21 protein-coding genes are annotated in these 25774 nt (G+C 48.3%); 13 read left to right on the forward strand and 8 right to left on the reverse strand.

What is annotated here, in order from left to right; translation table 11 throughout:
• Positions 1–140 precede the first annotated feature (140 nt).
• From PGW97_RS07255 to PGW97_RS07280, 6 genes are all read left to right on the forward strand, one after another.
• A complete protein-coding gene (locus tag PGW97_RS07255) occupies positions 141–980 on the forward strand; it encodes a CvfB family protein (RefSeq protein ID WP_207103189.1) in 840 nt (279 codons plus the stop codon).
• A gap of 383 nt (positions 981–1363) precedes the next feature.
• Positions 1364–2269, forward strand: a complete 906-nt coding sequence (locus PGW97_RS07260) for a hypothetical protein (RefSeq protein WP_047885508.1) — start codon at positions 1364–1366, stop codon at positions 2267–2269.
• A gap of 6 nt (positions 2270–2275) precedes the next feature.
• Positions 2276–3535 (forward strand): BamA/TamA family outer membrane protein, encoded by a 1260-nt coding sequence (locus PGW97_RS07265; protein ID WP_047885507.1) that lies wholly within the window; start codon positions 2276–2278, stop codon positions 3533–3535.
• A gap of 141 nt (positions 3536–3676) precedes the next feature.
• Positions 3677–4918, forward strand: a complete 1242-nt coding sequence (locus tag PGW97_RS07270) for a DUF4056 domain-containing protein (protein WP_217391203.1) — start codon at positions 3677–3679, stop codon at positions 4916–4918.
• 3 nt (positions 4919–4921) lie between these two features.
• Entirely contained in the window at positions 4922–5929 is a 1008-nt protein-coding gene (locus PGW97_RS07275) for a patatin-like phospholipase family protein (RefSeq protein ID WP_084712568.1), read from the forward strand.
• 218 nt (positions 5930–6147) lie between these two features.
• Positions 6148–7764 carry a peptide ABC transporter substrate-binding protein gene (locus tag PGW97_RS07280; protein ID WP_047885506.1) on the forward strand — a complete coding sequence of 539 codons (1617 nt, stop codon included), beginning with the start codon at positions 6148–6150 and terminating at the stop codon, positions 7762–7764.
• Between the two features lie 216 nt (positions 7765–7980).
• On the opposite strand, the gene PGW97_RS07285 is transcribed toward PGW97_RS07280, so the two are convergent.
• The 4 genes from PGW97_RS07285 to moeA all read right to left on the reverse strand — a co-directional run bounded on the left by PGW97_RS07285 (position 7981) and on the right by moeA (position 11708).
• A complete protein-coding gene (locus PGW97_RS07285) occupies positions 7981–8436 on the reverse strand; it encodes a CC0125/CC1285 family lipoprotein (RefSeq protein ID WP_047885505.1) in 456 nt (151 codons plus the stop codon).
• Positions 8437–8651: 215 nt separating this feature from the next.
• A complete protein-coding gene (locus PGW97_RS07290; protein WP_047885504.1) occupies positions 8652–9278 on the reverse strand; it encodes a MarC family protein in 627 nt (208 codons plus the stop codon).
• A gap of 421 nt (positions 9279–9699) precedes the next feature.
• On the reverse strand, positions 9700–10446 hold the full coding sequence (moeB, locus tag PGW97_RS07295) for a molybdopterin-synthase adenylyltransferase MoeB (RefSeq protein ID WP_207103185.1): 747 nt from the start codon (positions 10444–10446) through the stop codon (positions 9700–9702).
• Between the two features lie 29 nt (positions 10447–10475).
• Positions 10476–11708 carry a molybdopterin molybdotransferase MoeA gene (gene moeA, locus PGW97_RS07300; RefSeq protein WP_207103184.1) on the reverse strand — a complete coding sequence of 411 codons (1233 nt, stop codon included), beginning with the start codon at positions 11706–11708 and terminating at the stop codon, positions 10476–10478.
• Between the two features lie 356 nt (positions 11709–12064).
• Here moeA and folE point away from each other — a divergent pair, with 356 nt between their 5' ends.
• Positions 12065–12718 carry a GTP cyclohydrolase I FolE gene (gene folE / locus PGW97_RS07305; RefSeq protein WP_047885501.1) on the forward strand — a complete coding sequence of 218 codons (654 nt, stop codon included), beginning with the start codon at positions 12065–12067 and terminating at the stop codon, positions 12716–12718.
• Positions 12719–12835: 117 nt separating this feature from the next.
• On the forward strand, positions 12836–13759 hold the full coding sequence (locus tag PGW97_RS07310) for a LysR family transcriptional regulator (RefSeq protein ID WP_047885500.1): 924 nt from the start codon (positions 12836–12838) through the stop codon (positions 13757–13759).
• A gap of 118 nt (positions 13760–13877) precedes the next feature.
• Here PGW97_RS07310 and PGW97_RS07315 read toward each other — a convergent pair whose 3' ends face one another.
• From PGW97_RS07315 to bcsE, 4 genes are all read right to left on the reverse strand, one after another.
• Positions 13878–14687, reverse strand: coding sequence for a YjjW family glycine radical enzyme activase (locus PGW97_RS07315; protein ID WP_146149650.1), 810 nt, complete (start codon positions 14685–14687; stop codon positions 13878–13880).
• A gap of 183 nt (positions 14688–14870) precedes the next feature.
• Positions 14871–16502 carry a cellulose biosynthesis protein BcsG gene (gene bcsG, locus PGW97_RS07320; protein ID WP_207103183.1) on the reverse strand — a complete coding sequence of 544 codons (1632 nt, stop codon included), beginning with the start codon at positions 16500–16502 and terminating at the stop codon, positions 14871–14873.
• A gap of 12 nt (positions 16503–16514) precedes the next feature.
• On the reverse strand, positions 16515–16676 hold the full coding sequence (locus PGW97_RS07325) for a hypothetical protein (RefSeq protein WP_207103182.1): 162 nt from the start codon (positions 16674–16676) through the stop codon (positions 16515–16517).
• Positions 16673–18256 (reverse strand): cellulose biosynthesis protein BcsE, encoded by a 1584-nt coding sequence (gene bcsE, locus PGW97_RS07330; protein ID WP_273859501.1) that lies wholly within the window; start codon positions 18254–18256, stop codon positions 16673–16675. Before bcsE ends, PGW97_RS07325 begins: the two co-directional genes overlap by 4 nt.
• Before the next feature lie 468 nt (positions 18257–18724).
• Here bcsE and PGW97_RS07335 point away from each other — a divergent pair, with 468 nt between their 5' ends.
• The 5 genes from PGW97_RS07335 to bcsZ are packed head-to-tail and all read left to right on the forward strand — an operon-like array spanning position 18725 to position 25764.
• A complete protein-coding gene (locus PGW97_RS07335; RefSeq protein WP_146149649.1) occupies positions 18725–18931 on the forward strand; it encodes a hypothetical protein in 207 nt (68 codons plus the stop codon).
• Positions 18928–19710 (forward strand): cellulose biosynthesis protein BcsQ, encoded by a 783-nt coding sequence (gene bcsQ, locus PGW97_RS07340; protein ID WP_207103180.1) that lies wholly within the window; start codon positions 18928–18930, stop codon positions 19708–19710. Before PGW97_RS07335 ends, bcsQ begins: the two co-directional genes overlap by 4 nt.
• A 3-nt stretch (positions 19711–19713) precedes the next feature.
• Complete coding sequence (bcsA, locus tag PGW97_RS07345; RefSeq protein WP_047885496.1) at positions 19714–22350, forward strand: UDP-forming cellulose synthase catalytic subunit; 2637 nt, start codon at positions 19714–19716, stop codon at positions 22348–22350.
• On the forward strand, positions 22340–24628 hold the full coding sequence (bcsB, locus tag PGW97_RS07350; RefSeq protein WP_047885495.1) for a cellulose biosynthesis cyclic di-GMP-binding regulatory protein BcsB: 2289 nt from the start codon (positions 22340–22342) through the stop codon (positions 24626–24628). The genes bcsA and bcsB overlap by 11 nt, the downstream gene beginning before the upstream one ends.
• Positions 24625–25764, forward strand: coding sequence for a cellulose synthase complex periplasmic endoglucanase BcsZ (gene bcsZ, locus PGW97_RS07355; RefSeq protein ID WP_273859505.1), 1140 nt, complete (start codon positions 24625–24627; stop codon positions 25762–25764). The genes bcsB and bcsZ overlap by 4 nt, the downstream gene beginning before the upstream one ends.
• Positions 25765–25774 lie beyond the last annotated feature (10 nt).

Consider the following 25774-nt stretch of genomic DNA (forward strand, 5'->3'; position numbering starts at 1 on the left):
GCCAATAATTTTAAGATAGGTCAGGCGCAGTGGAGTAACATCACGTATAATGCGCGGCCATAGTTTGTGAGACATGTTGTGACAAGTTGTGTGCCTGTGGGTAACGTCGCCATGTCATGTATCCAGAGAGTGTCGAGAGAATGATTAGAATCGGACAATACAACACATTAGAAGTCGTTAAGATGGTAGATTTTGGCGTCTTTCTTGATGGTGGTGAGGACTTTGGTAACATCCTGCTGCCAAATGCTTCCGTTCCTGCCGGCACTCAGCTGGGTGATAAACTGGAAGTCTTCGTTTATTTTGACTCATCAGACGAAATTATTGCGACCACGAAGCAGCCACTGGCGACCGTTGGTGAGTTTGCACGCCTGAAAGTCGTGGGTATCTGCGGTGTCGGAGCGTTTGTTGACTGGGGTCTGGAGAAAGACTTGCTGGTTCCGTTCAGTGAGCAGCGCCGTCGTCTGGAAGTCGGACAGGAAATCATGGTGCGCATTTACACAGATAAGGCATCAGGTCGTATCGTGGGCAGTACCAAGTTTAACCGCTTCCTGGATAAAACCCCTGCAAACTACAAAGTAGGCCAAGAAGTAAAGGTAATGATTGCCGAAGTGAGTGATCTTGGCTTCAAGGCAGTGATTGAAGGTGAGCACTGGGGACTGATTTTCAAAACTGAAGCGTTCGGTAAACTGTTCCCGGGTAAGAAGCTGAAAGCGTTCATTAAAGAGATTCGTCCTGACGGCAAGATTAACCTGTCGTTGCAAAAAGCGGGTCGTGCACGCGTTGATGATCTGGCAGATAAAATCCTGACCACACTGGCACGCAAAGGCGGTTTCATTCCGCTGAGCGATAAATCCAGCCCGGATGAAATTTTTAAAGAGTTCCGTACCAGTAAAGCGACCTACAAAAAAACCATCGGTAGCTTATACAAACAGGGACTGATCATTATCGAGCGTGACGGTATCCGTCTGAACGATAACTAATACTGCTTCGAAAGTGCCCCGTATTCACGGGGCATTTTTTTATCCGTGCGTTATGCCGGTTATCTCGCCCGTTTCCCCGTGTGTTTCTCATGTGTATCAGGTGCGACAGGAGAACCACAATTGACCTACGTTTTCCCATCTCTTTTCCTCTTGCTTGCCTCTCATTTCCCCCTCTTTTTTTACATGTAAACAGCGCTGAATAATTCCACATGCCGACAATGAGTTAGCGTTAAAATCATGAATTGTTACACATTGAAAATATGACTCTTGGGATTATTGGAAGGTTGATTAAGAAATCATTAAGTATTCCGAAACCATACTGGCCCCCTTTTAATAACCACTTTTAGCTCATGGTTAATGGGCGGATAGGTTGAAACACCACCTTGAAACGACAAAAACTATTATTACTTACCGCATTGACCTCGTCGTGCCTCAGTGCCCAGGACAGTTTTTTCCCTATCTGGGGCGAGGAAGCAGAGCAGCGCGGATACACATTACCTAAGCCTTATGGGTTATCTCTGTCTTACATGGACATGAATAATCCGATTACTATCGACAGCATTTCTTTTTCAGGCCACCCCGTACTCAACGCCGTTGATGTGGATGCCAGGCAGGCGCATTTTTCAGGCTCAAACATTACTTTACGTGGCGATGTCTGGGTTTTCCCTTTTATGAATGTGTACGGCATCATCGGTTATACCCAGGGGAAAAGTAAGGCAAACATCAATGCGGTCCACTGTGATGCCAGTCAGTTTCCGGGATTGCTGAATCCTAACCGCTTGTTGTGCGCCGCCATAGACAAGGGCGGCGAATCGTTACCGGAGAATACCCAATTTGTGCTCGATATGGATGGCGGCACGTATGGGGTCGGCACCACACTGGCGGGTGGCATTGGCAACTGGTTTGCCTTGCTTGATATGAACTATACCTACACCAGCATTTCGGCGATTAACGGCAATATCAAAACGTTTGTTGCGGCACCCCGGGTCGGTTATCGCTGGGAATATGACGGCGGCAGGGAGCTGCGGGTGTTTGCCGGTGCGATGTATCAGAACGTTGAACAGTTTTTGTCCGGCAACCTACGTGATATTGGGCTTCCGTCAGAACTCGACCACCTGCTTGGATCACTGGCACCCGATGGTGAGTTTGAGGTCAGTCAGCATGCGGAAGACAAATGGAACTCGGTGATTGGTTTTCAGTATGCCTTCAACCGCGATTGGGAAGCCTTGTTTGAGGCCGGTTTCGGTAGCCGCGAGACCTTGTTTTTCTCCTTAGGTCGGCGGTTTTAAGTCAGTATGAAGCATAAGCGACTATGGCTTGCGATGTTGTTTACCGTGTCCGCGGTGGCAAAACCCGCGGCGGGAAACGAGACACCACCTGCTGACAATGACCTCAGCTTGTATCAGCGAACTCAGGCATGGTTTTCCGACTTGTTGCTGGAGCTGGGTGCTGACGGACAATTTACGCCGGAAAAAGGCATCGACTGGAGTGTCATGCCTGGGCCGTTTTATACCCCGGAGAAAAAGCTGGGGGTTGGGGTTTCCGCGATTGGGCTGTATTTACCCGATCTGAATGATCAGGTATCGCAACCCAGCGCAGTGACGCTGAATGGCTTTGCGTCGATAAACGGCGCGTATGGTTTGTCTGTCAGCAACGCCAGTTACCTTCAGCGTGATACATATCGGTTGTACTTTAACGCAGAAGTGATTGATTCACCGGATATCTTTTATGGGGTCGGGATTGATGCCGGACAGTACAACCCTCGAGTTGACTACACTCGACGGGCGTATTCGGTTTCAATGGAAGGAAAAAGGAAAATCTTTCCTTCTACGTATTTCGGGTTGGGGGCGCAATTTACTCGCACGGAAGCCAGTGACGGTTCGGTAAACACAGGGGATGAACCCCCCCGTTTTGTAGCAAACAGCTCTGTAAACGGTAACTCAGATATTGCTTATCGGGACGCAGCGGATATGCCAGCAATGACCGCTTTTCCGCATAAACAAAACCACATCGGTCTAAAAGCCTCGTTGACTTATGACTCCCGAGACTTTGCGTTGAATGCCTCGTCTGGCCGACTCGTTCAGATTGAATACTTTTATTTTGATCAAGCCTTAGGCTCGGATCATGATTTCGAACGGATAAAACTGAACTACAGCGATTACCTGACGCTGAAAGGGATACCCGGCATGCCAGGAATTGTAGCCTGGCAGGTGCGGCTCGAATCTAACCGCGGTGATGTCAGCTGGGATCAAATGGCCTTACTGGGTGGTGCCGATGCATTGCGTGGTTATGAGCAAGGGCATTACCGCGATCGCAATATGTTGCTTTCTCAGGTGGAATACCGAAGGCCGCTGGGTGGACGTCACGGGATGGTGTATTGGCTGGGAGGCGGCACCTTAGCCAGCGACTTTTCCGAGCTGGGGCAGGACAAATGGCTGTATTCAGCCGGTGTTGGCTATCGCTTTGAAATAAAGCAGCGGGTGAACCTCCGTCTGGATATGGGGTTTGGCAACGATCAGAGCGGTTTTTACTTTTCTATCAATGAAGCCTTTTAGGGGCTGGACTGCCCGGCTGGCTATGTGGCCAGTTAGTTAAATAGGTAATCCTGCCAATAAGTTATCCAATGCATAGAGCATCCAGCTAACACAGCCTCTCAGGAAACAACATTTTTCAGTGCATATGGCGCTTTCTTTACTATGAAAAGACAGACTTTCAGTGTTTTTCTATTATCAGCCGTGATAATGGCCGTACAGGGATGCACGACACAATCGTGGAATACAAACACGCTGCCTGATGAGCAGCAGATTCATGCCATGCTGAATGGCGAGGCGATCAACCAAGATTCGTGGCAACTCAGTCAGCATCATTACCCTCAGTTTCGGGTTCCCCAGAATGTCAGGCCATGCTGCGCATTTGGTGATATGCAGAAAGTGAATGTCGGCGCTGTCCCGGTGCCGTTTTTCCGTCTCGACAACCTGCGAGCCAGAGAGGATGTGGGCCCGCATAAATTTGCCAGCGGTATTTACCATTTTACCCCCGCGTCGGCTTCTGCGCTGAACCAAGCGGGTGGGGAGAATAACGGATTGATGTACACCAGGCGCGGTGGGTTTATCGACCTGGCGCATGTTCGGGATACCGCAGACGATACTATTGCGCTGTTTTTTGACATCCTGGCTCACTTAGGCAAGGCCCATCGTATTGAATTGCCCTCGGAGCTTGGTCCTCGGTATATCGAACTAAAAGCTTTTGATACGTCAGCGCTGACCGCCGAACAGCGGTGGCAAATCGCCGCTCATGTTGCAGCCCGACTGGCCTATTTCAAAGCAGAATCCCATGAAATTGCCCAGTGGCACGGTTACAGCAGCTTTACAGCCTGGCCGGAGACGATCTCTGCCTACTCGATAGAAGATCTCTATTCCAACATGCTTGGGGCGAAGCTGGTATTGGCGCTGATTCAGCAGCGCAAGATATTAAGTGAAGAAGACTACAATCGGAATCTGACGCTGTGGCTGGATGCCAGTCTGCGTCAGCTGGATGCCGTTGACAAGACGCAGGCCAGAATGGCGCTGGATGCAGTTGATGGCATCTGGTGGGACTCGCAGGAATCGATCCCTAGCAAGTACATGGTACTTAAACGTCACTATTTACTGGGAGATACCCAGCGACCGTATCTGGCTAAATCGCAGGTGAGTGAAGTCACTGATTTTCCGGTAATCTTGTCTCTGCCATCACGCCTTTATGACCTGGAATTGGATAAGATTGCTGTGCTGGTTTTGGAAATTAACAGCAAGTACCGTTCATCTTTCTCCCATATTCCGGACAATCTGTGGCGCAAACGTATTACTCACCTCACGTTCAGGGATATAGCAGCGTATGACGAAAAGGAAGATCAGAAGGAACTTGCGCGGTTAGGGCTTAGATCGGGTCCGGAGGAGTGAGGTATGGCGTACAGGAAACATGTTTGGCTCCAGATGCAACCTTTTCACCATTTACGAAACGCACTTACGATGCTGGTGTTGGTTCCACTGGCATCATTGACGTTGTCGGGATGTTCCACGGTCAATCAGTATGACCACTTGCAAACAACTGAGATTCGTCGGCCAGCTGATTCTGTTCCGTCGAGTCCACGTACTGATTCATCCGGGCGCTATCCCCCTAGACTGGCGATTGCCTTTGGCGGTGGTGCTGCCAGAGGCATGATGCATCTTGGAGTGATGAAGGCGTTGGAAGAAGAGGGTATCAAAGCAGATATTGTAACGGGGACATCTGTGGGCGCCATTGCCGCAGCGTTATACAGTGCGAATGATTACAGCGCCGTTCATCGCCTGCTGTTTCAATTTGCCGAGCATGACATTACCGATGTCAACCTCTCGCCAGAGGGTGTGCTGAAAGGAAAGGCGCTCGCGAAGTGGGTTAATAAACATGTTGCCTACGATGATATACGCAAGCTACCAATGCCAACCGGCATTGTTGCCACGAACCTGACCCGTCATAAACCGGTGGTGTTTACTGCCGGTGACGTAGGGCAGGCCGTTCAGACCTCAGCCAGTGTACCTGGGGTATTTGTGCCTGTTAATCATCATGGGGATGTACTGGTGGATGGCGGGGTGCTGTCTGTGGTGCCGGTTTATGCCGCCCGCCAACTGGGAGCCGATGTCGTTATTGCCGTCGATGTTTTCTGCAGTCAACCACCTCCACTGGGAGAGAAGGCCGTTGATACCATGGCGAATACCTTCTGGTTGCAAAGCTGTCAGCTGGCCAGCGATGAAATTGCCAGTGCTGATATGGTGATCACTCCCATCCCACCGGATAACAGCCTGGTAAATTTCGGGCGCACGCCGGAGCGTGAAGCGGCAGTCGATGCGGGGTATCTCGCGATGAAACAACAAATCGGGGTACTGAAACAATTGCTTAGCCAAGCGGATAAAAAGAATAAAAAAGCATCGTAAATCGCCTGTTTATCCTTCGGCTTTCAATCACGGTTAACTCTATGAAAAGCTGTCAGTTTTGTATGACTTAATCGGAACAGTTTGACTTGTTTTAAGGCATGGCTTTTTGCATGGTTTTTGTCCGTTTTTTTGTGACCGAAAACCTATCGTCATGTTTTATAACTGTGTATGTTAATGGGTGTTTTCACTAAAGAGACAACTGCATTAAAGGACAATATATGCAAGGAAGTAAACTTTCCGTTATCGCAGCGGTTATCGGACTTGTCGCCAGCTCACCCTCCTGGGCCGCAAATGTGCCGTCTGATGTCACACTGGCAAAAGAGCAGGTGCTTGTACGCGGTAACGGTGATGAGGTGCCCACGCTGGATCCCTCATTCTCATCTGACTCTGCCAGTTCCCGTGTTATAGGTGATATGTTTGAAGGGTTAGTGACTCAAAGTCCTGAAGGGGAAATCATTCCTGCGCTCGCTACCCGGTGGGAACAATCCGCTGACGGTAAAGTCTATACCTTCCACCTTCGCGATAACATCACCTGGTCCAATGGTGAACCCATTACCGCCGGTGATTTTGTTTACAGCTTCCGACGTGTCATCAACCCTAAAACAGCCGCGCCTTATGCCTGGTATTACGGTACGGCACACATTAAAAATGCCACCGCAATCAGTGAAGGGAAGGTGCCGGTAGAAGAGCTGGGTGTTTCTGCTCCGGACGATAAGACGTTTCAAATCACGCTGGATAAGCCGGTACCGTATTTGCTGAAAATGCTGGTACATGAATCCACTTATCCGGTTTATCAGCCAGCCATTGAAGCGCACGGCGACACCTGGACGAGGCCAGAGCATATTGTTACCAGCAGTGCTTACAAGCTGAAAGAATGGACGCTGAATGAGCGTATCGTGCTGGAACGAAACTCGAATTACTGGAACAACGCGAAGACCGTTATCAACCAGGTGAAATATTTGCCGATTGTTGATATGACCGCTGAATACAATCGCTACCGTACCGGGGAAATTGATATTACGTCGTCGTTTCCGCTGGAGCAGTACAATGCGATTAAGAAGCAGCGCCCGGATGAACTGCTGACCATGCCATCGCTCGGCACGTACTATTACTTGTTCAATGTTAACAAGAAGCCGTTTGATGACCCGAGGGTACGAAAAGCGCTGGCTTATGCGATTGACCGTGACGTTGTCACTAATGTGATTCTGGGGCAGGGACAGATTCCCGCTTATGGCCTGACACCACCGTCAGTGGACGGTTTTGCTGCGCCGAGATTGAGTTGGGGTGAATTGAATCAGAAAGAGCGTAATCAGAAAGCGAAACAGTTGCTGGAAGAAGCAGGCTTTAACGCGGCGAATCCGCTGAAGTTTGAACTGGTTTACAACACATTGGAAGCGCATAAAAAGCTGGCCATTGTCATGTCTTCGATGTGGAAGAAAACGCTGGGCGCCGACGTTGAACTCGCCAATCAGGAATGGAAAACGTTTCTGCAAAAACTGTCACAGCGTAATTTCAGTGTGGCCCGTTATGCCTGGATGGGGGATTACAATGAAGCATCGACTTTCCTGTCTTTCTTTGACAGCCAGGGTATGAACTACGGTGACTGGTCAAATCCGAAGTATGACGAGGTCATGGCGAAAGCAATTCTCGCAAAAGATAGTAAAGGACGTAATCATTACTATCAGCAGGCTGAGCAGATTTTTGCAGAAGAGATGCCGGCTATCCCGCTGTATCACTACACACGTTCTGTGCTGAAAAACCCGAAAGTCGGTGGATACTCAACCACCAATGCGTCGGATGCCCGGTACACCCGTGATCTGTATAAAATCCAGTAATTCGTATGATGTCTGAACTTTGAAGCCTGAAGCCTGAAGTCTGAAGCCTGAAGCCTGAAGCCTGATGCCTGTTACAGATACTGCCGTATCACACGGAGGAATCAGGCAACCGGAAATAAATCAGCAAGATCAAAACAGAAAAAGCCGGGCCACCATGGTCCGGCTTTTTATCTTCGATTAAACGTTGCTAGCTGGTGGTAGCAGCCTGACTTGCGATTAAGACTTAACCTGAATGTTCTGCAGGATAAAGCCTGACTCGTAGACTGGCAGGGTGCTGTTTTGCGGTTTTTCCTTCAGGCCGATAGCTTCTACCATGACGGTTGTTTCTGAAGTAATGTTGCCTACGCCATAGAGAAAGTCATGGCTGCTGGTACCAAAACCGCTGGTGCCGGTCTGATCGCGATAATTCTGTTCGCCACGCAGCATGAAGTAAGGGTAACCGGCATTCTGCGCCAGTTCCGCAGCTTTGTGCAGCAGGTAATTACGGGCTTTGGTGCGATCAGTGTATTCATTACCGACAAAACTGATTTGCCAGGTATCGCTGGACAGGTTACTTACTTCGAATCCTTTACCGAATGACCAGAAGGAGCTTTTGTCGGTGTCATAAGGGGTGGCGCAACCTGCCAGGATCAGTGCAGTTAAACCACAGAGTGTCATGCTTGCTTTATTCATCGTCGTTCTCGAAAGCCATTGTGTTTGTATCGCGGTTTTATATCCGCATGGGTCGCCCATAACCTTGATATAAAACGTTGTTCAATTTGTTGGTGGCTATCATAACGACTTTTTATCGCAATGCACTATTAAGACCCTAAATCCATACAATTCCATACATTGTACAGTGCATTAGGATCTTGCTCTGAGACACGTTCTGGTTACGGTCAGGCGAATCAGGTCAGCTTATCAAACAGGTGCTTGGCATCATGCACACCCTGAATAAACATCTGCATCGCAATGACTGTCAGGATGAGTCCCATCAGACGTGTGACAATCCCTATGCCTTCCGAACCCATATATTTCACAAGCCGCTGACCGTAGAGGAAACAAACCACGGTAATGACACACAAAATGGCAAAAGCGACGATGGTTACCAGAATTTGCAAGAATCCTCCTGCTGCCGAGTAGTTCATTGCGGTGGCAATGGTTCCGGGCCCGGACAGAATCGGGATTGCGAGCGGGGAAATGGCAATGTCCTGGTCAGAATTGTCAGTAGAGCTGTGCATGGTTGAACTACTGCCTTGCAGCATGTGGTAGCCGACGATAAAAACCAGAATACCGCCAGACAGCCGTAATGCCGGTAGTGTGATACCAAAAAGCGAGAAAATGGCTTTGCCTAAAAGGCTGAATACGGCGACAACCAAAAAAGCGGTAAATACTGATTTAAAAGCGGTTCTGCGTTGCTGTTCGACGGATTGTTGTCCGGTGAGGCCGACGAATACTGCGGTATTGGCAATGGGGTTCATAATGGCAAAAAAACCCATAAATACCGTAACGATAACCGTGAATAAGTCCTGCATGAGATACTCCTGAGCTAAGGGATCTGATAACGCTAAGTCTTTGAATCTATTCTAGTGCGTTGTGATTGCCTTATAGAAGGTTAGTCGGTGAATTGAGAACTTGATCGATTTGGAAGGAGCCTCCGCAAGCGCAGGAGGTAAGCAGGAGGGAAAGTGCGCTGATTGCTGAGAGTCAATATGGCGGTGCGCAAGCACAATCGTCATTGTCAAAATATAGCTTCGAGATTGTCGCCAAAATTTGAAGAGGCAACGCCGTAATAGTACGGAGCATAGGGGAGTCCGCGAACTCGCCTGTTTACCAGTGAGCCTGTCAGAAGCAGGAAACCAAAATAAAATCGACAATAAGAAAGCGGGCAGTGAACAAATAAACCGATTAATTCTTGTTCGCTGCCCGTTTATATCAATGAGCTGATGGCGACTGTTATCCGCACACCGGGCAGGCAGGTTGCTTACTGAGCTTCATCTCGCGCCACGACATAGTCATGGCGTCCAGCATCAGGATTTTTCCTGACAAGGGCTGCCCCATGTCAGCAATCACTTTGATGGTCTCCATTGCCTGTACTGCGCCCACGATACCGACCACAGGTGACATGATTCCGGCTTCGACACAGGTCAGTGCCTGTTGTCCAAATAGTGCGCTTAGGCACTGGTAGCAAGGTTCATTGGCCTGATAGGTGTAGACGCTGATCTGGCCTTCCATGCGAATGGCGGCCCCTGACACTAAAGGCGTCTTCAGCTGGTGGCACAAACGATTCAGCTGATTACGGGTTTCCACGTTATCACTGCAATCCAGCACGATATCGTGCTTTTCGATCAAATCATGCAGAGCGCTGTCGTCAAGACGTGCGGCAATGGTGGAGACGGATACGTTCGGGTTGATGGTCTGTAATGCTTGCTTCGCAGACTCAACCTTGAGCATACCGACCGTATTGTCGTTATGCAGTACCTGACGCTGCAGGTTTGAGACTTCCACCTTGTCGTCGTCAATCAGGGTTAACGTGCCAATACCGGCTGCAGCCAGATACTGGGTTGAGGCACATCCAAGTCCGCCAGCTCCCAGTACCAGGGCAGAAGCACTTTTTAGTGCCTCCTGACCCTCAAAATCAAATTGGCGCAGAATGATCTGGCGGTTATAACGCAGCATCTCTGCATCGGTAAGTTCTACCACGGGTATATCCTGTCAGTTACTGCCTTGAATTAGTACATGGCCTGGTTAAACAGTTCAATAGTCACCTCTTCGCCAGGCATCACGCGACCGCGCTCTTGCTCAAGGATGACAAAACAGTTTGCAAGGTGCATTGAGCTGAACGCGCCAGAGCCCTGATTACCGGTGGTGGAGACTTCCAGCTGACCATTGGTATTAATCTGATAAATACCGCGTTGGTAGTCAGCCCGACCCGGACGTTTTTTAAAGACAGTCGCCGCTTTAGCTTTCATGCGTTGCGGTGGCTGGTATTGAGTATGACCAGACAGTTTAGCCAACATAGGCTGAACCAGCTGGTATAGCGTTACCATGGCGGATACCGGGTTGCCGGGCAGACCACAGAACCAGGTGTTTTTGATGGTACCGAAAGCAAATGGCTTGCCCGGTTTCATGGCAATTTTCCAGAAACCAATTTCTCCCTGCTCATCCAGAATATCTTTGGTGTAGTCTGCTTCACCGACGCTGACGCCGCCGGAAGTGACCAGAACATCCGCTTTAGTGGCCGCCGCAAAGGCATCACGCAGTTTTTCCGGGCAATCCGGGATGATGCCCAAATCCATCACATCACAACCGAATTTTTCCAGCAGAGCACGAATGCCGTATCGGTTGCTGTCATAGATCTGCCCGGCTTCCAGTGGTTCACCCACCGGACTAAGTTCGTCACCGGTTGAGAAGAAAGCAACAACAGGGCGACGATAAACAGGTAGGGTAGCAATACCCAGAGAGGCAAGTAACGGCATTTCACGTGCGGTGATACGGGTGCCTTTGGCAACCACAACATCCCCCTGGCGAACATCATCACCAATCGGGCGCACATTATCACCCGCCGGCGCTTTCGTCAGAAAGCGAATTTGCTCGCCATGCGCTTCGGTCTCTTCCTGCATAATTACTGTATCAGTACCGTCCGGCATTTGGGCACCGGTCATGATACGGATACACTGGCCTGCTTCGCAGGTGCCTTCAAACGGGATCCCGGCGAATGATTTACCGGCAAGGGTCAAGGTATCTGACTGCGCCAGATCGGCACTGCGTAGGGCGTAACCATCCATCGCTGAGTTGGCAAAAGGCGGTACATTAATCGGCGAGCGAATATCTTCAGCCAGTACCAGCCCCATGGCATCTGCCAGGGATACCGTATTGACGGTTTCCAGTGGTTTAACTTGTTCCAGAATCTTCTGCAGTGCGTCTTCAACTGGCATCAACCCTGGTGTGTCACAACATCCCATAATTGCTATCCGTCTATAATCTTCGTTGTTTTGTGTAAGCACTTATTATGACAAAAAAATAAGTTGTTCACTAATACCCGATCAAATTCGTGGTGTAATTGTTCCCATTTACAGGTATCCTTCGGTCTCAAAGTTTGCTGGCATGCTCTCATCTCATGTCATTGCTGGGTTTCAGGCGTCTTTCGTGTTCATCGCTGCGGAAGGTTCAGGAGCTCAGGTCTTCTTTTATTGCATGCGATTTGCTTACAGCGAAAAGAAGACAGTCCCGATTTATGACGGGGAAGGGGAGCGGAAAGTTGTCTCAGTCAAAAACTGCAGATGGTTTTGTCGTACGGCCAGCCGGTTGGAGGAAAAGAATGACTGCATACAGCGAATCTGCATTGAAGGTGCGCCAGGCACTGATTGATCGTGGCCTTGAAACCCCGATGACCGACAAGGTTGTCAGCCGCGAAGAGAAAAAAGAGAGGATTGAGTATCACATGCGTGAAATCCTCGAGCTTTTGTCGTTGGATCTGACCGATGACAGCTTGGTTGAGACACCACATCGCATCGCGAAAATGTATGTCGACGAAGTCTTTTCTGGTCTGGATTATGCCAACTTCCCAAAAATCACGGTCATTGAAAATAAAATGAACTGTGATGAAATGGTACGTGTTAAAGACATTACACTGACCAGTACCTGTGAGCACCACTTGGTTACTATCGACGGTAAAGCGACTGTCGCTTATATTCCGCGTGGCAAAATTATTGGTCTGTCAAAGATCAACCGCATTGTTCGCTTCTTTGCTCAGCGCCCGCAGGTGCAGGAGCGTATGACTCAGCAGATTCTGGTTGCACTACAAACCTTGCTGGAAAGTGACGATGTGGCTGTGACCATGGATGCCACTCACTACTGTGTGAAAGCGCGTGGTGTTATGGATGCGACGAGTGTGACCACCACAACGGCACTGGGGGGGATTTTCAAACGAAACCCTGCGACCCGTGCTGAATTTCTGCATGGTGTAAGATAAATCTTCATTTGAAGATAACCACTCGGTTCAGATACTATCAATAAGCCAGCAGGTTCACTGCTGGCTTTTTTCACGTTTAAACGTCCTTTGTTACCACTGTTCAGCCAGAGAAGGGTTATGGATCTTATCAAGCTGTCGCGTGTCAGTATGAAACACCTCATCACTTTGCATGTCATGCTGGACACTCTGAGCGTGACGGTGAGTGCTGAGCGGCTATGCCTGAGTCCTTCCTCTGTCAGTAAAACCCTGAGTCAGTTACGTGAAAGCCTCAATGATGAGCTTTTCTACCGGCACGGTAATCAGTTGATTGCCACACCGCTGGCTCGTCGGCTGGGGCCAACCGTGCACCAGATGATAAATGAAATGAACCAGATGCTGACGCAGGAGGCATTTGATCCGGCGTCTTATCAGGGGCGGTTTTCTCTGGCGATGCGTGAAAGTACATTTGAATTGCTGGCTGCTCGATTGTCCGCGCGGGTATTGAGTCAGGCTCCGGGCATGAGACTGGAAATCTGTTCGCGGGATAGTATGGGGTTCGATAGCCTGAGTAAAGGTCAGTTGGATTTTATCATTTTGCCGCATGACAAAAGCCAGCCGCCCAGCTCGCAGAGTAACCTGGTCTGGGAACGTTTGCTGGATGACGAGATGGTGTGCCTGATGAGGCCTGAGCATCCGCTGGCCGCTTATTCGTTAACGATTGATGATTACCTGCGATTTAACCATGTTGGCATCTCTGATGGTGAACTCGCGGTGCCATATTTTGAATTGCAATTGGCTCAGCAGCACCGACATCGTCGGGTGTCAGTACAACTGCCTGATTTTGGCAGCGCAGCAGTCATGTGTCACGAAAGCGATTTGTTGTTCACCTGCTCGAAAAAGTGGGCGGAAACGGCGCGGCAGGCTAAGGGCTTAGTGGTTAAATCCCTGCCGTTTGATTACGGTGAAGTGGCTTACTCACTGGTGTGGCATCAGCCCGGCATGAATGATCCAGCCCAGCGGTGGCTCTATGAGCAGATTGTCCATGTTGCTCGCGAGAGCTAATCACCAGAGTTCCAGCCATCTGCCTCTTTATTGAAAAGTGATACTATTGAAAATCGAAAGCATTGAAAAGTGAATGAATGGAGCGGATGGGTCGGAGCGAATGCACTGCCTTGCCACATTAGCTCTTCCTCTTTTCAAGCCCGCTTTGGCAGACGCTGGTTATTCCCAGTAACCTGAGTTGTTCAGTAAATTCGACTGCTTGATAGTGGGTGCAGATATCCCAGTTCACTACCTCACTATCCATACCATGATGCTGAAATCGATTGATTTGAATCTGCGCTCTATCTGGTAATTGTCCTAAACAACGGGCAAGCTCAATTAACTCTTCTTCAAAATCTGTGATGCCCGGAATATAAAACAATTTCAGCGCTTCCACTTTGTCATGACGTGACAGTAAAGCAATTGATCTAATTACTCGGTGCTGATCTCGAGCGGTGACCCATTGGTGGGTATCTGCTTGCCAGGTTTGAAGATCAATCATCGCTCCATCCATAAACGGCATCAGTCTCAGCCAGCCTTCCTCACTGAAACAACCGCTACTGTCGATCAAGCAAGTCAAATGACACAGTGCCGGACTGTTTTTGATGGCGGAGAAAAGCGCCACCGTCAATTCTAACGCCAGATCGGCTTTCAGTGTTGCCTCATTACAGCTAATCGTGATGCCAGATATAAAAGGTAGCTCGCGATGAATATGCGTCAATGCCTCTTCAACGGACAGTGCAAAAGTGTTGGCAGCAGGGTCGCACAGGCAAGATGGAACCCGGTAACTCACAACATCTGTTGAGGGGAGAGAAGACGAAGGAGTATGGCAATTGGGACTGCGGGAACGGCAATTTTGCAGATACAGTGCTAAGCGGTTGCCCGGTGCGCTGTGGCAGGAAAAGTGCAAAATATCACTGCTAATGGTAGTTAGAAGGTCAGGTTTCATTGTTCTTTCCGATGTAAATGATGACGGCAGGAACGATAAAACGGCTCAGCATACGCGGCCAGAAGGTTAAATAGAGTTTAGCCTGAGGTTGCAGTACTCATCCGGCGGGTTACTGGATGAGTACTGTGGTCTTTCAGTCAGTCGAATGATCTATTCCTGGCTGACTGAGGTACGTGGTTTGCGTTATTTAACCGGGTATTCACTCCAGCTTGATTCATCCAGCGTGACATAATACTTGCCATTTACTTCCATCATCGTAGAACCAGAGTTTTGAGAAACCATACGAGTTTCAGGCAGACCCTTAGTTAAAGCGATTGGAGAATAACGCTTGGTTTTATAAATGTCCTGTTCAAGGATGTTCGCCACCAACTGAGATAAAGACAGATAACTGGATGGTGCCTTCACTGCGACGCTGTCACCAATACGTTCCATCCCTTCACCAAAGATTTTTAGCCCTACTGGTGTGTGAACAATGGTCGGAGCCGGTATTTCACGCATACCGGAGATTTGCATCCGATCACCACGCATACCTGCTCCGTGCTCTGGAACAAGTGCGACCACGATGTTGCGTTTTGATGCCTTCAAGGTCTGGAAGAAATCGTACAAGTCATCCAGTAAATTATTGAGGCGTCGCTTGTAACTCACCATGGAGGTTGACGAGTTGGCGCTGATGATACGGTTACCGTCATGAAGCGAGATGGTATTGTACAGAGCCACAACTTTGTCGCTGTTACTGGACAAGCGTTCGTTCCACCAATGATTTAAGACTTGCTTATCCCTGAAAATTGTCGAGCCATCAAATGACTTCTGGTAAGGGGTTAATCCCGTCTGAGGCATCATATTGGCTTGCAGATTTCCGTTTTTCTGGATCAAATCCAGGAAGCTGTCAAATACACCGTTATGGTTCAATAACAGGTTTTCTTCAAAGCCCAGGTTTTTCAGGTTGTCGAAAAGGTAGCACTGTTGAGTTGGTGCAGGTTCAAAGAGCGCGTCTTGCTCTTGTTGGCCACAGCTGGCTCGAAGCAAACGAATGACCGCCGGACCACTGTACGAGGTAGCAGCACTGAAATTATCGAACATAATGTCGAATTCTTTGAACAGGGGATGGTCACCAAGGCCGGTAATTTCGATGTCATCCCAAGCAACAGAACAGATACTGAGAAACAACAGATCAAACGGAACATCGTTGCTGCTGTCTGCACTGAAGTTAACCTGACGAGCTGATTCCCGTTCAAAGAAGTCCGCTTTAAGGTTGTTTAGAACACTGTCATTGATTTCAACAGGTGTTGTTGTCATGTTTCCTTTGCTACCGGCCGCAGTACCTGTTTGCTGGTTTGTGATCGGCGCTGCCACCACGGTTTGTGCTGTCTGCTGTTGGGGGATGCTGATGTACATCATGGTTGCTACAACAAGTACCGACACACGCAAAAACTTACTCAATATGTAATAGGCCGTACAGAGCACGAACAGCACGATCATTACCTGATATGTGACAAGTCGTCCCAGTAATTCGATGAGATAAGCGGTTTCAAACTGCAGCAGCTGACCGGTTTGTGCCCATAGCCGATCCAACGGGGGCAGGTATGAATCGTAGTGCATCAACCAGACAGCCAATGGAACCGCAACGATATGGCGGGTCACATTGATTGCTTTCTGACGCAGTGGAAACAAGATCAACAGTAGCAGAGCAAAGTTCTCGACAGGGTGGAAGTCTATTACCCCCTGTAAAAACAAGGCAATCTTGATAATAAAGTACATGTTCCACCAACCAAGTCCCTGCAGTAGGGTTGGGGTGTTTTTCGAAGTGGTCGTCATTGTCTGGTTGTCTTATTTCTTAGTAGTCATATCTTGTTCAAAGTAACGCGAACGTTTGAGATTTCGTTGATAAAAGCGTTTACCGCTCTCAATTAAATCCCGAATGAAATAACCTACAAGCAATCCTATGGTTAAACTAATTCCGGTTGTGAGTAGGAAATCATTAATATTCATGCGCTCACCTTAACTGAAAGCGGTTTTTTGACGGCATAAAGTGATGGCGTGTTTTCGTTTGATGTTGGTTTTGATGAGAAAATACGTTTCTCTGTAGCCAGCATTGAAACTTCTTCAGAAATTATCACTTCATTTTCATCAATCTTTTTGAGCTCAATTTCGATATCATGGTGATTCTCGAAAGTTCGAACAGAATGGAACAAATCCCTCACCGGAAACTCAAAAATATTGTTTAGCGCAATATTAATGTCATCTTGCCTGATTGCACTAAACAGAACATATAGCGCTTTATCACTCGCAGTAATAACATCGCCATCGCGGCGAATATGACAAAGACGTAAACATTCTTCTGCATTCATACCCGGAAGTAACTGAAGGCGAATTAACGCAAAGCGAATATTAGATTGTAGGGATTTATTCAATACGTCCCGACAATAATGTGTAAAGTCGCTATTGTGTAAATATCCTTTTCGGCCGAACTTTTGATCAAATTTAAGCAACTCTTCAAGACTCTTTGGCTGAGGACGGATAAGTATTTGTCCTTGAATAGCTTCAACCTGTGTCATGAATCTTACGAATGGCACCTGGAAAGGTGAGATCAGATTCACCCCCGCCCGCATAAGAAACTTTTCATCCGCGTAACGTAAACACTGACTGGTTTCACGAATAATGATTTTGAGTTGATTACCAGCTCGGTTACGAAGTTGGAAGCAATCAATCGTTAATTGACGGATCTCGCTCTGACTGCTGCAACTGAAAATCACCGTAGAAGCACGCGGACTCTGGAGTAAGCCTAATAAGGCTTTATTGTTCTCTGCGATATACACGCCTTTGGGCGGAATAGTATTATCGCCAAGTACATCTTGACTCAGATACATACGCTCACTGTCTGCTTTATCTTCAATTAGCATGCTTGGTGCTGCACTTTCATTCGTCTCGGCAATAATTTCGCCATTTTCGAGCCGGGACAAAATATACTCAACATCTGACTTTACACCGTGAGTGTTAGACCAGAAATCCACCAGGTAACTGTAACGGTACTCGTCCAGTACGGTCATCGTTGCGAGACCTGATAAATAACTGTTGGCTGTTAGCAGCTTGGGCTTTAGCAGGGACAGTGCCAGTGAACCGTATATAAAAAGTTGTACTGTTGCTGTGTGTTTTTTTGAAAAGGAGCTGAACCTTTTCAAAAAATCATTAATTTCTGCATCACTGCTATTTGAAAGTAATGCGTCAGGAATAAGAAGAATAAAAATGGATTTATTCTGAATTTTAATACGGCACAGATCTTCAGATAGATCAGAAATATTAATTAACTTTGATGAGTATTTAATATTAAGGAAATAGGTATTCTTTATTCGTGAATTGACGCAAGCATTAAATTGCTCTTGGCTGTGGTTGTTTAATCCCGAATAAAAGGATTCTTTATCAGAACAGCTTGTAAAGGTAATGTTATCTTCAACAGAGCAAGAATTTGCAAGGTAATCGATTGCTAAGCTTTTATGTGAAAATAAATTGACATAAACAGATCTCAGCTGTTTTTCGCTTGTAATAGCAGTTAGGCCTTGAATGCCAGACATAAAAATACCTTAAATTCTTGCAACTTAAGAAAGGTTATAGCCTTTCAGTTAGTGCCTTTAAACGTCTTCTGACAGAATTTTATCATTAGTGACAAAAAAATGGCGCTTTAATCTTAAACTAAATTGATAAAAAATAAAAATAGATATACAATTTTGCGCAATAGTTGTTAATGGATAAGTAAATCAATTAATTACAAGCAAAAAATCACAAGTAATTATATTGTCAGGGATAATATCATTCTTAATGATGTGTTCTTATCAGATTCATCCTCTTTGATGACAATGCTTGTGATGTGCAGAACTAAGGTCTCAATTCTACCATATTGTGTTGATTCTTGTTTGTGACTTGATTACAAAAACTTAACAGTCTGGTTTTTCATGTAGCGTGCCTAGCTCAAGCTTCTTCTTAGTATTTTCGTAAGCAACATCAAGGTTGCGTTAACCCTCTCATATTAGTGGATGATTGTTGTGTCAGAATCAGCAAAAGATATTAATGCGATCTATGCATCATATAAGGTGAACAATCACCAGTACATTGAAATTACAGAAAAGGAAGCGTACCTGCGGGCTCGTCGTAAATGGCTGGTGTTGCAGTCAAATGAAGATATCGCTTCAACCCATACAGACCAGAAAGGGCACTCCTTTGCTGGCACTGAACAACAGGATACTGTATGAAGCGACTACTTTTTGTCAGCCTAAAAGGTGGATGCGGCGCAACGACAGTGACCGCCAACCTAGCTCAGGCTCTGGTTAAGATCAACAAGCATGTGCTGGCGATTGATACGGCGCCGGCTAACCTGCTGCGCCTTCATTTTGGTCTTCCTAATTTTACTACTGACGGATGGGCACACCATCTGTTCAAAGGGCTCCCATGGTATGAGGCTGGCTTTGAGAGTCCTCAGGGTGCTGCCTTATTACCTTTTGGCCAGTTGTCACCGGAACAAAGACAGCAATTTGACGCTTCGCGCGAACAGTACTTGGTTGACCTGAATAAGCAAACCTACCTGCTTGATTCTGCCGACAGGGAGCAATGGATGTTGTTTCATGCGGAAATGTCCGATCTGAATGCTTCATACCTGACAGAAGCTGTGGCATCGATGGATGCGGTGTTTGTTGTTGTAACGCCAGATGCCGTCAGCTACACGGTTTTACAGTCATGGTTAGAGTCGCATCCTGCGGCAGAGGTGTTAAGCAAACAAGGCAAGCTGCGATTTATCGCCAATAAATACCAGCCAGAAACGGAAGTTGGCCGCGATTTTATGCTGGTACTGAAACAGGAACTGGCTGGTCTTCTGGTCCCGGTTATTGTTCATCAGGATACGGCTCTCATGGACAGTGTCGCCAACCTTACGACAGTTCAGCACTATGCGCCGGCCAGTCAGGCGGCAAAAGATTTTCAATCGCTGGCATTCTGGTGCGTGTCGTTTCTGTCCTCACATCAACTTGATGACTAGATTATGTTTCGTAGCCTGAATCTCTTTTTTCAGGACTGGATTGTTGACCAGTTCAAAAAGCAAAAGCGAACTTACGAACGTGAGTGGGATTGCCGTGCGTCCTGGATAGGGGAGTGCTGTCTGACAATCTGGCTCAGCTTTGCCTTTATCTTCTTAAAACCAACAATCGCAGGTGTTCCGTCATGGAAACTGCCGTTGGTGTATTTCCCGCAGATTAACTTTGCTGCACCGGGGTTACTGGATCCTCTTCGCTTTATCATCCAGAGCATCTGGCTGCTGTGTTTCAAACAGCAGGCGACGATGGCTTTTCTTGAGCGTTTACATCTTCTGGCCGGTAAAGCATTGGATGTCCTGACAGAGTGCTTCTACCTGCCGTTTGAATTCATTACCAAAGGTGTGCAATGGCTTGAGAAGAAGGCGAATCAGGCGAAATCACCTGAAGTACGAGAACAGATGAAAGCCAGTAAGTCAGCGATGTTGCTGAATTATCTGTTGCTGTTTGTGGTTGTGTTCCTGGCACTGCTGTGTTTTACCGTACCATTTGGGTATCAAGCGCAAATCGTTTTTGTTCTTCTGTTATGGTCGTTGGCGATGATGTTTCGGCGCATGCCGGGACGTTTCCCGACGATGTTGCTGATCATTTTGTCGGTCACCGCGTCGTGCCGTTACCTGTGGTGGCGATACTCTTCCACGCTCAACTGGGATGATCCGCTTGCCTTGTTTCTTGGCGGCATTCTATTACTGGCAGAAACCTATTCCTGGGTCGTGCTGATTCTGGGCTATTTCCAGAATATCTGGCCGCTGAATCGCAAGCCTGTGGCATTGCCGGATGATCAGTCTTTATGGCCAACAATCGACATTATGATACCGACTTACAACGAAGATTTAGACGTTGTAAGGGCAACTGTGTACGCCTCGCTGGGGGTCGACTGGCCGAAAGATAAGCTGAAGATCCATATTCTGGATGATGGTAAACGCGACAACTTTCGTGAATTCGCCAAAAGTATTGGGGTGAATTACATCCGAAGGCCAACGAACGAGCATGCCAAAGCCGGTAATATCAATTACGCCCTGAAGCAGACCAGTGGCGAGTACGTGGCGATCTTCGACTGTGACCATATTCCAACCCGGGCCTTTTTTCAGCTCACCATGGGTATGTTTCTGAAAGATCCGAAATTGGCGCTGATTCAGACGCCACACCACTTTTTCTCGCCGGACCCGTTTGAGCGTAACCTGTCTAACTTCCGGAATGTGCCGAATGAAGGCAACCTTTTCTATGGCTTGATTCAGGATGGTAATGACTTGTGGGATGCAACGTTCTTCTGTGGTTCTTGCGCCATTTTGCGTCGTGAACCGCTTGAAGAAGTTGGCGGGATTGCGGTTGAAACGGTAACGGAAGATGCGCACACGTCGTTACGTATGCACCGTTTGGGTTATCACTCTGCGTATCTGAAGCAGCCGATATCAGCAGGTCTGGCGACAGAGACCTTGTCAGCCCATGTGGGGCAGCGGATTCGATGGGCGAGGGGGATGGCGCAGATCTTCAGGGTCGATAACCCCTTTAAAGGTAAAGGGCTGAAATTGTCCCAGCGCTTGTGTTATGCCAATGCCATGCTGCATTTTTTATCGGGCATACCACGGATTGTGTTTTTGATCGCACCACTGGCTTATTTGCTTCTGCACTCTTATGTGATTTATGCACCGGCGTTAGCAATCATTCTGTACGTGCTGCCGCATATGATTCACGCCAGCATGACTAACTCGCGGATGCAGGGCGATTATCGCTACTCATTCTGGGGTGAGGTCTATGAAACGGTGTTGGCCTGGTATATCGCAAGGCCAACCACAGTTGCATTGTTTGCGCCGCATAAAGGAACCTTTAACGTAACGGCGAAAGGTGGTCTGGTCGAGAAGTCACATTACGACTGGGTTATCTCCCGGCCATATCTGGCACTGGTTGCGCTGAATATTTTAGGTCTGGCAGCCGGTGTTTACCGACTCGGATGGGGGCCGCAGGACGAAATTGGTACTGTCATCGTCAATATCGTCTGGACGCTATACAACCTGTTGATTCTGGGGGCTGCTGTCGCGGTGGCTGTAGAAGCCAAGCAAGTACGTAAAGATCATCGCGTTGAAGTTTCTATCCCTATTGCCGTTCGACTCAATTCCGGGCATTTGGTGCAGGCGGAAATGAAAGACTTCTCTTTGGGTGGTGTTCGCATTCAGATGAGTGAATCTGAGGCTGATATCGGTTTGTTCGAGAATGGGCAGCCGCTGGACGTCGTGCTCAATCGTGGCGGCCATGAGTATGTTTTCCCTATGGTTGTCGCTTACGCGCGCAATGGCATCGTTGGTTTGCAGTTGTCTGAACTGACTAACCAGCAGCAAATAGATTACGTCCAGTGTACGTTTGCCCGCGCGGATACATGGGCAAAATGGCAACAGAGTTATCAGTCAGATAAGCCTTTGTCGAGCATGCAGGCCGTTCTTCTTGTCGGGCTTAATGGTTATAAGCGATTGCTTAAGCACAGTCCGAAGCCGGTTACCGTTTGTGTCAGTGCGGTAATGGCAGGTTGCAATTTTATTTGGTCATTACGACCTCGAAATGTCCCAAACAGGACCATTATTCATGAAAATTAATAAAAAAATAACAGCGCTTACTGCGGCATTAAGCCTTGCCTGTCTGGCAGGTGATGCTGCCGCTGTGGAAGTCAGTCAGCTTTCTTCAGTTTCCAACGATCAGTCTCAAACACCTGATGCTTCCCTTGTTATCAAGAAGGTGATGCCGTTTAACCAATTGGGCTTTAACCGCTCGATTGCTATGTTGGGCAGTGAGGCAAACGCATACATTGGCTTTGGTTCCCGTCTTGATGAGGTGGTGTCGAAGGCTAACTTGTACTTTGATGTGACACCGTCACCTGCATTGTTGTCACTGGTTTCGCATATCAAGGTGTACCTGAATAATGAACTGATGGGTGTCACTTCCATTGAAGATGGTCAGCAGGGGAAAAAGCTCAGCCTCTCGATGCCTTTGGATACGCGCTTTTTCAGTAACTTTAACCAGATTCGTTTTGAACTGATTGGTAATACCAAAAAAGAGTGTTCAAACCCGAATGACTCCAGTATCTGGGCCGAAATTAGCCAGAGCAGCCGTATCGAAATGTACGTGCAAAAGACGGAACTGGAGAGTGATCTGAGTTTACTGCCAGCGCCTTTCTTTGATGTGCGTGATTTCAGCCCGCTGAATCTGCCGATTATCATGGGAGATAACTATTCGCTCAGTGAAATCAAAGCGGCCGGGGTCTTGTCATCCTATTTTGGCTCGTTAGCCGGTTGGCGGGGCGCTCACTTTCCGCTGAGTTTCGATAGCGTTCCTGAGCATAACGCCGTGGTATTTGTCAGCAATGACAACAAACCGGCGTTTCTGCGTGATTTTCCTGATGCCGATGGCCCACGCTTGCAGATCATCAGTCATCCGACAAATCCGTATGTCAAACTGCTGCTGGTGATCGGTCGTGACAGCAATGATCTGAACACGGCAGTGCAGGGACTGGCGCTGGGTAACCAGTTGCTGACCGGTCCCATGGCTAAAATCAACGAGGTCAAGCAGATTAAGCCTCGGGTGCCTTATGACGCGCCAAACTGGGTTAGCACCAGTCGCCCGGTCGCGTTGTCAGAGCTGGTTGAACAAAAGAGCATGCTGCAGGTAGAAGGTCGGACACCGCCGCCGATCAATGTCAGCTTGCGTCTGCCGCCGGATCTGTTTACCTGGCAGAGTCGCGGTATTCCGATGGATTTGAGCTACCGCTATTCACCACCGACCAAAGATAACTCCGGGTCGCGCCTGACGCTGAGTATTAACGATCAGTTTGTGGAAGCCTTCAACCTGACCACTTCAGGACAGGGCGGTGATTCCAACCGCGTTCGTGTCCCTCTGCTGGATGACAGTTTCCTGAGCACTAACGATCTGGTTCGTATCCCGGCGTTCAAAGTGGGCAGTGAGAACCAGATTGAGTTTGAATTTGGTTTTGCATCGGTGACTGACGGGCAATGTCTGGTCACGCAACCGAGCAAGCAATATGCTGTTATTGATGGCGATTCGACCATCGATTTCAGTGGCTTCCCGCATTACATTGAAATGCCGAACATGCGTGCCTTTGCGACGTCCGGTTTCCCGTATACGCGTATGGCTGACTTGTCTGAAACCGTGGTTGTCATTCCGCAAAATGCCTCACGTGAAGCGTTGCAAACGTTTATGAATGTGATGGGCTCTCTGGGCGGTGACTCGGGCTATCCGGGCATTAAAGTCACGTTAACGGATCAATGGGATAAAGCGGCGCTGAAGAATAAAGACATTCTGAGTATTGGTGTGGTGCCAGAACTGAAAGACGCTGCGCAAAATGCTGATCAGGTCAATCTGGTTCTGCAAGCCGGAAAACGCCAGATTCTGTTGCCGGGTAAAAACGAACAACAGCTTGGCTTGAACTGGATGAATCCGTCCAATAGCAAACAGGATGCCGCTGATTTCGTCTCTGTTGAGGCGAGCGGTTCGTTTGCCGCCATTACGGGCATGGAATCCCCATTTACGCCAAACCGTACTCTGGTCTCCATTATGGCATCCAAACCGGCAGACTTTGCCGCGGTGGATCAGGCAATCACTGATTCCGGTAAAGTGGCACACATGTTTGGTTCTGTGGTGACGCTGCGCAATGGTGAGGTCGCCAGTTACAACGTTGGCTCGCACTACTATATGGGTAAATTACCGGTATGGCAGCTTGTCTGGTATCACTTCTCAAATCATCCGGTGATCGTTGCTTTCTTTGCTGCTCTGCTGGTGGTGATTGTGACTATCGTACTGTGGCGGGTACTGCGTCAGATTGCCCAGAAACGCACTGAAAATACCGAGGACGAAGAATGAGAAAGTGGATTGCGATCCTGACCATGATGCTTTCGTTACAGGTGCTTTCGTCACAGGTGCTTGCTTCCCAGGAACTGGCGAACAGTTGCGACTGGCCGCAATGGGAGCATTTTAAGTCTGTCTACATGAAGCAGGGGCGGGTCATTGACGGGAGTGATGCCCGTCTGATCACCACTTCTGAAGGGCAGTCGTATGCGCTGTTTTTTGCTCTGGTCGCGAATGACAAACAGGCATTTAGTGACGTGCTGGACTGGACGCAAACACACCTGAGTGGTGGTGATTTAACGGCTCGTTTACCGGCTTGGCTGTGGGGTCGCAAGCCAGATGGTCAATTTGGTGTGCTGGATGCCAATCCGGCCTCTGATTCTGATCTGTGGATCGCATATTCACTGGCGGAAGCCGGGCGTATTTGGGACAACTATTATTATCAGTCGCTGGCTTACTTGTTATCCAGCCGGATTTTGCGTGAAGAGACAATTACGCTTGATGGTATCGGAACGGTATTGCTTCCGGCACCGGAAGGGTTTGCGCAGGGTAATGGTGAATTCCGGATTAATCCGAGTTATCAGCCGCTTCAGCTGGTTGCAAGAATGCATTCCCTGTACCCGCAGCCGGAATGGGCATCCTTGTATCAATCCAGCACCGCCATGTTGATGAAGACGATGCCCGCAGGTTTTAGTCCTGATTGGGCAAGGCTGAAAGGCGGGCAATATTCAGCAGATGCTGAGACTGGACCGGTAGGCAGCTATAACGCCATTCGTACCTATTTATGGGCGGGGATGCTGGATGATAGTGTCGAAGAAAAAGCGCGCTTAGTAAAAGCCATGCAGCCAATGGTGAAGGCAACAATCGAGTTGCAAGCGCCGCCAAGAGAAGTGAATACCGTTGAAGGGACTTATTCCCAATCTGGAAGCGCCGGTTTTTCAGCGGCTATGTTGCCATTACTGGCCGCTTCCGGCCAGCAGGCTGTCCTGGTTTCACAGGCTGACCGGGCATCAGCAGTGTTTAACCACGACCGTTACGATCACTACTATGACAATGTGCTGGCGCTGTTTGGTTTAGGCTGGCACAACGAGCGTTATCGTTTTGGTCCTAAAGGCGAACTTCTTCCTTCATGGAGTAATCAATGCCAGTAAGGACAGGTCC

Source organism: Photobacterium sp. GSS17, assembly GCF_028621875.1.
Lineage (GTDB): Bacteria > Pseudomonadota > Gammaproteobacteria > Enterobacterales > Vibrionaceae > Photobacterium > Photobacterium ganghwense.

Bases quoted from the DNA above. Each gene is read 5' to 3' on its own strand.
- PGW97_RS07255 (WP_207103189.1), top strand. From the start codon at position 141: ATGATTAGAATCGGACAATACAACACATTAGAAGTCGTTAAGATGGTA.
- PGW97_RS07265 (WP_047885507.1), top strand. From the start codon at position 2,276: ATGAAGCATAAGCGACTATGGCTTGCGATGTTGTTTACCGTGTCCGCG.
- PGW97_RS07270 (WP_217391203.1), top strand. From the start codon at position 3,677: ATGAAAAGACAGACTTTCAGTGTTTTTCTATTATCAGCCGTGATAATG.
- PGW97_RS07275 (WP_084712568.1), top strand. From the start codon at position 4,922: ATGGCGTACAGGAAACATGTTTGGCTCCAGATGCAACCTTTTCACCAT.
- PGW97_RS07280 (WP_047885506.1), top strand. From the start codon at position 6,148: ATGCAAGGAAGTAAACTTTCCGTTATCGCAGCGGTTATCGGACTTGTC.
- PGW97_RS07285 (WP_047885505.1), bottom strand. From the start codon at position 8,436: ATGAATAAAGCAAGCATGACACTCTGTGGTTTAACTGCACTGATCCTG.
- PGW97_RS07290 (WP_047885504.1), bottom strand. From the start codon at position 9,278: ATGCAGGACTTATTCACGGTTATCGTTACGGTATTTATGGGTTTTTTT.
- moeA (WP_207103184.1), bottom strand. From the start codon at position 11,708: ATGGGATGTTGTGACACACCAGGGTTGATGCCAGTTGAAGACGCACTG.
- folE (WP_047885501.1), top strand. From the start codon at position 12,065: ATGACTGCATACAGCGAATCTGCATTGAAGGTGCGCCAGGCACTGATT.
- PGW97_RS07310 (WP_047885500.1), top strand. From the start codon at position 12,836: ATGGATCTTATCAAGCTGTCGCGTGTCAGTATGAAACACCTCATCACT.
- PGW97_RS07315 (WP_146149650.1), bottom strand. From the start codon at position 14,687: ATGAAACCTGACCTTCTAACTACCATTAGCAGTGATATTTTGCACTTT.
- bcsG (WP_207103183.1), bottom strand. From the start codon at position 16,502: ATGACGACCACTTCGAAAAACACCCCAACCCTACTGCAGGGACTTGGT.
- PGW97_RS07325 (WP_207103182.1), bottom strand. From the start codon at position 16,676: ATGAATATTAATGATTTCCTACTCACAACCGGAATTAGTTTAACCATA.
- bcsE (WP_273859501.1), bottom strand. From the start codon at position 18,256: ATGTCTGGCATTCAAGGCCTAACTGCTATTACAAGCGAAAAACAGCTG.
- bcsQ (WP_207103180.1), top strand. From the start codon at position 18,928: ATGAAGCGACTACTTTTTGTCAGCCTAAAAGGTGGATGCGGCGCAACG.
- bcsA (WP_047885496.1), top strand. From the start codon at position 19,714: ATGTTTCGTAGCCTGAATCTCTTTTTTCAGGACTGGATTGTTGACCAG.
- bcsB (WP_047885495.1), top strand. From the start codon at position 22,340: ATGAAAATTAATAAAAAAATAACAGCGCTTACTGCGGCATTAAGCCTT.
- bcsZ (WP_273859505.1), top strand. From the start codon at position 24,625: ATGAGAAAGTGGATTGCGATCCTGACCATGATGCTTTCGTTACAGGTG.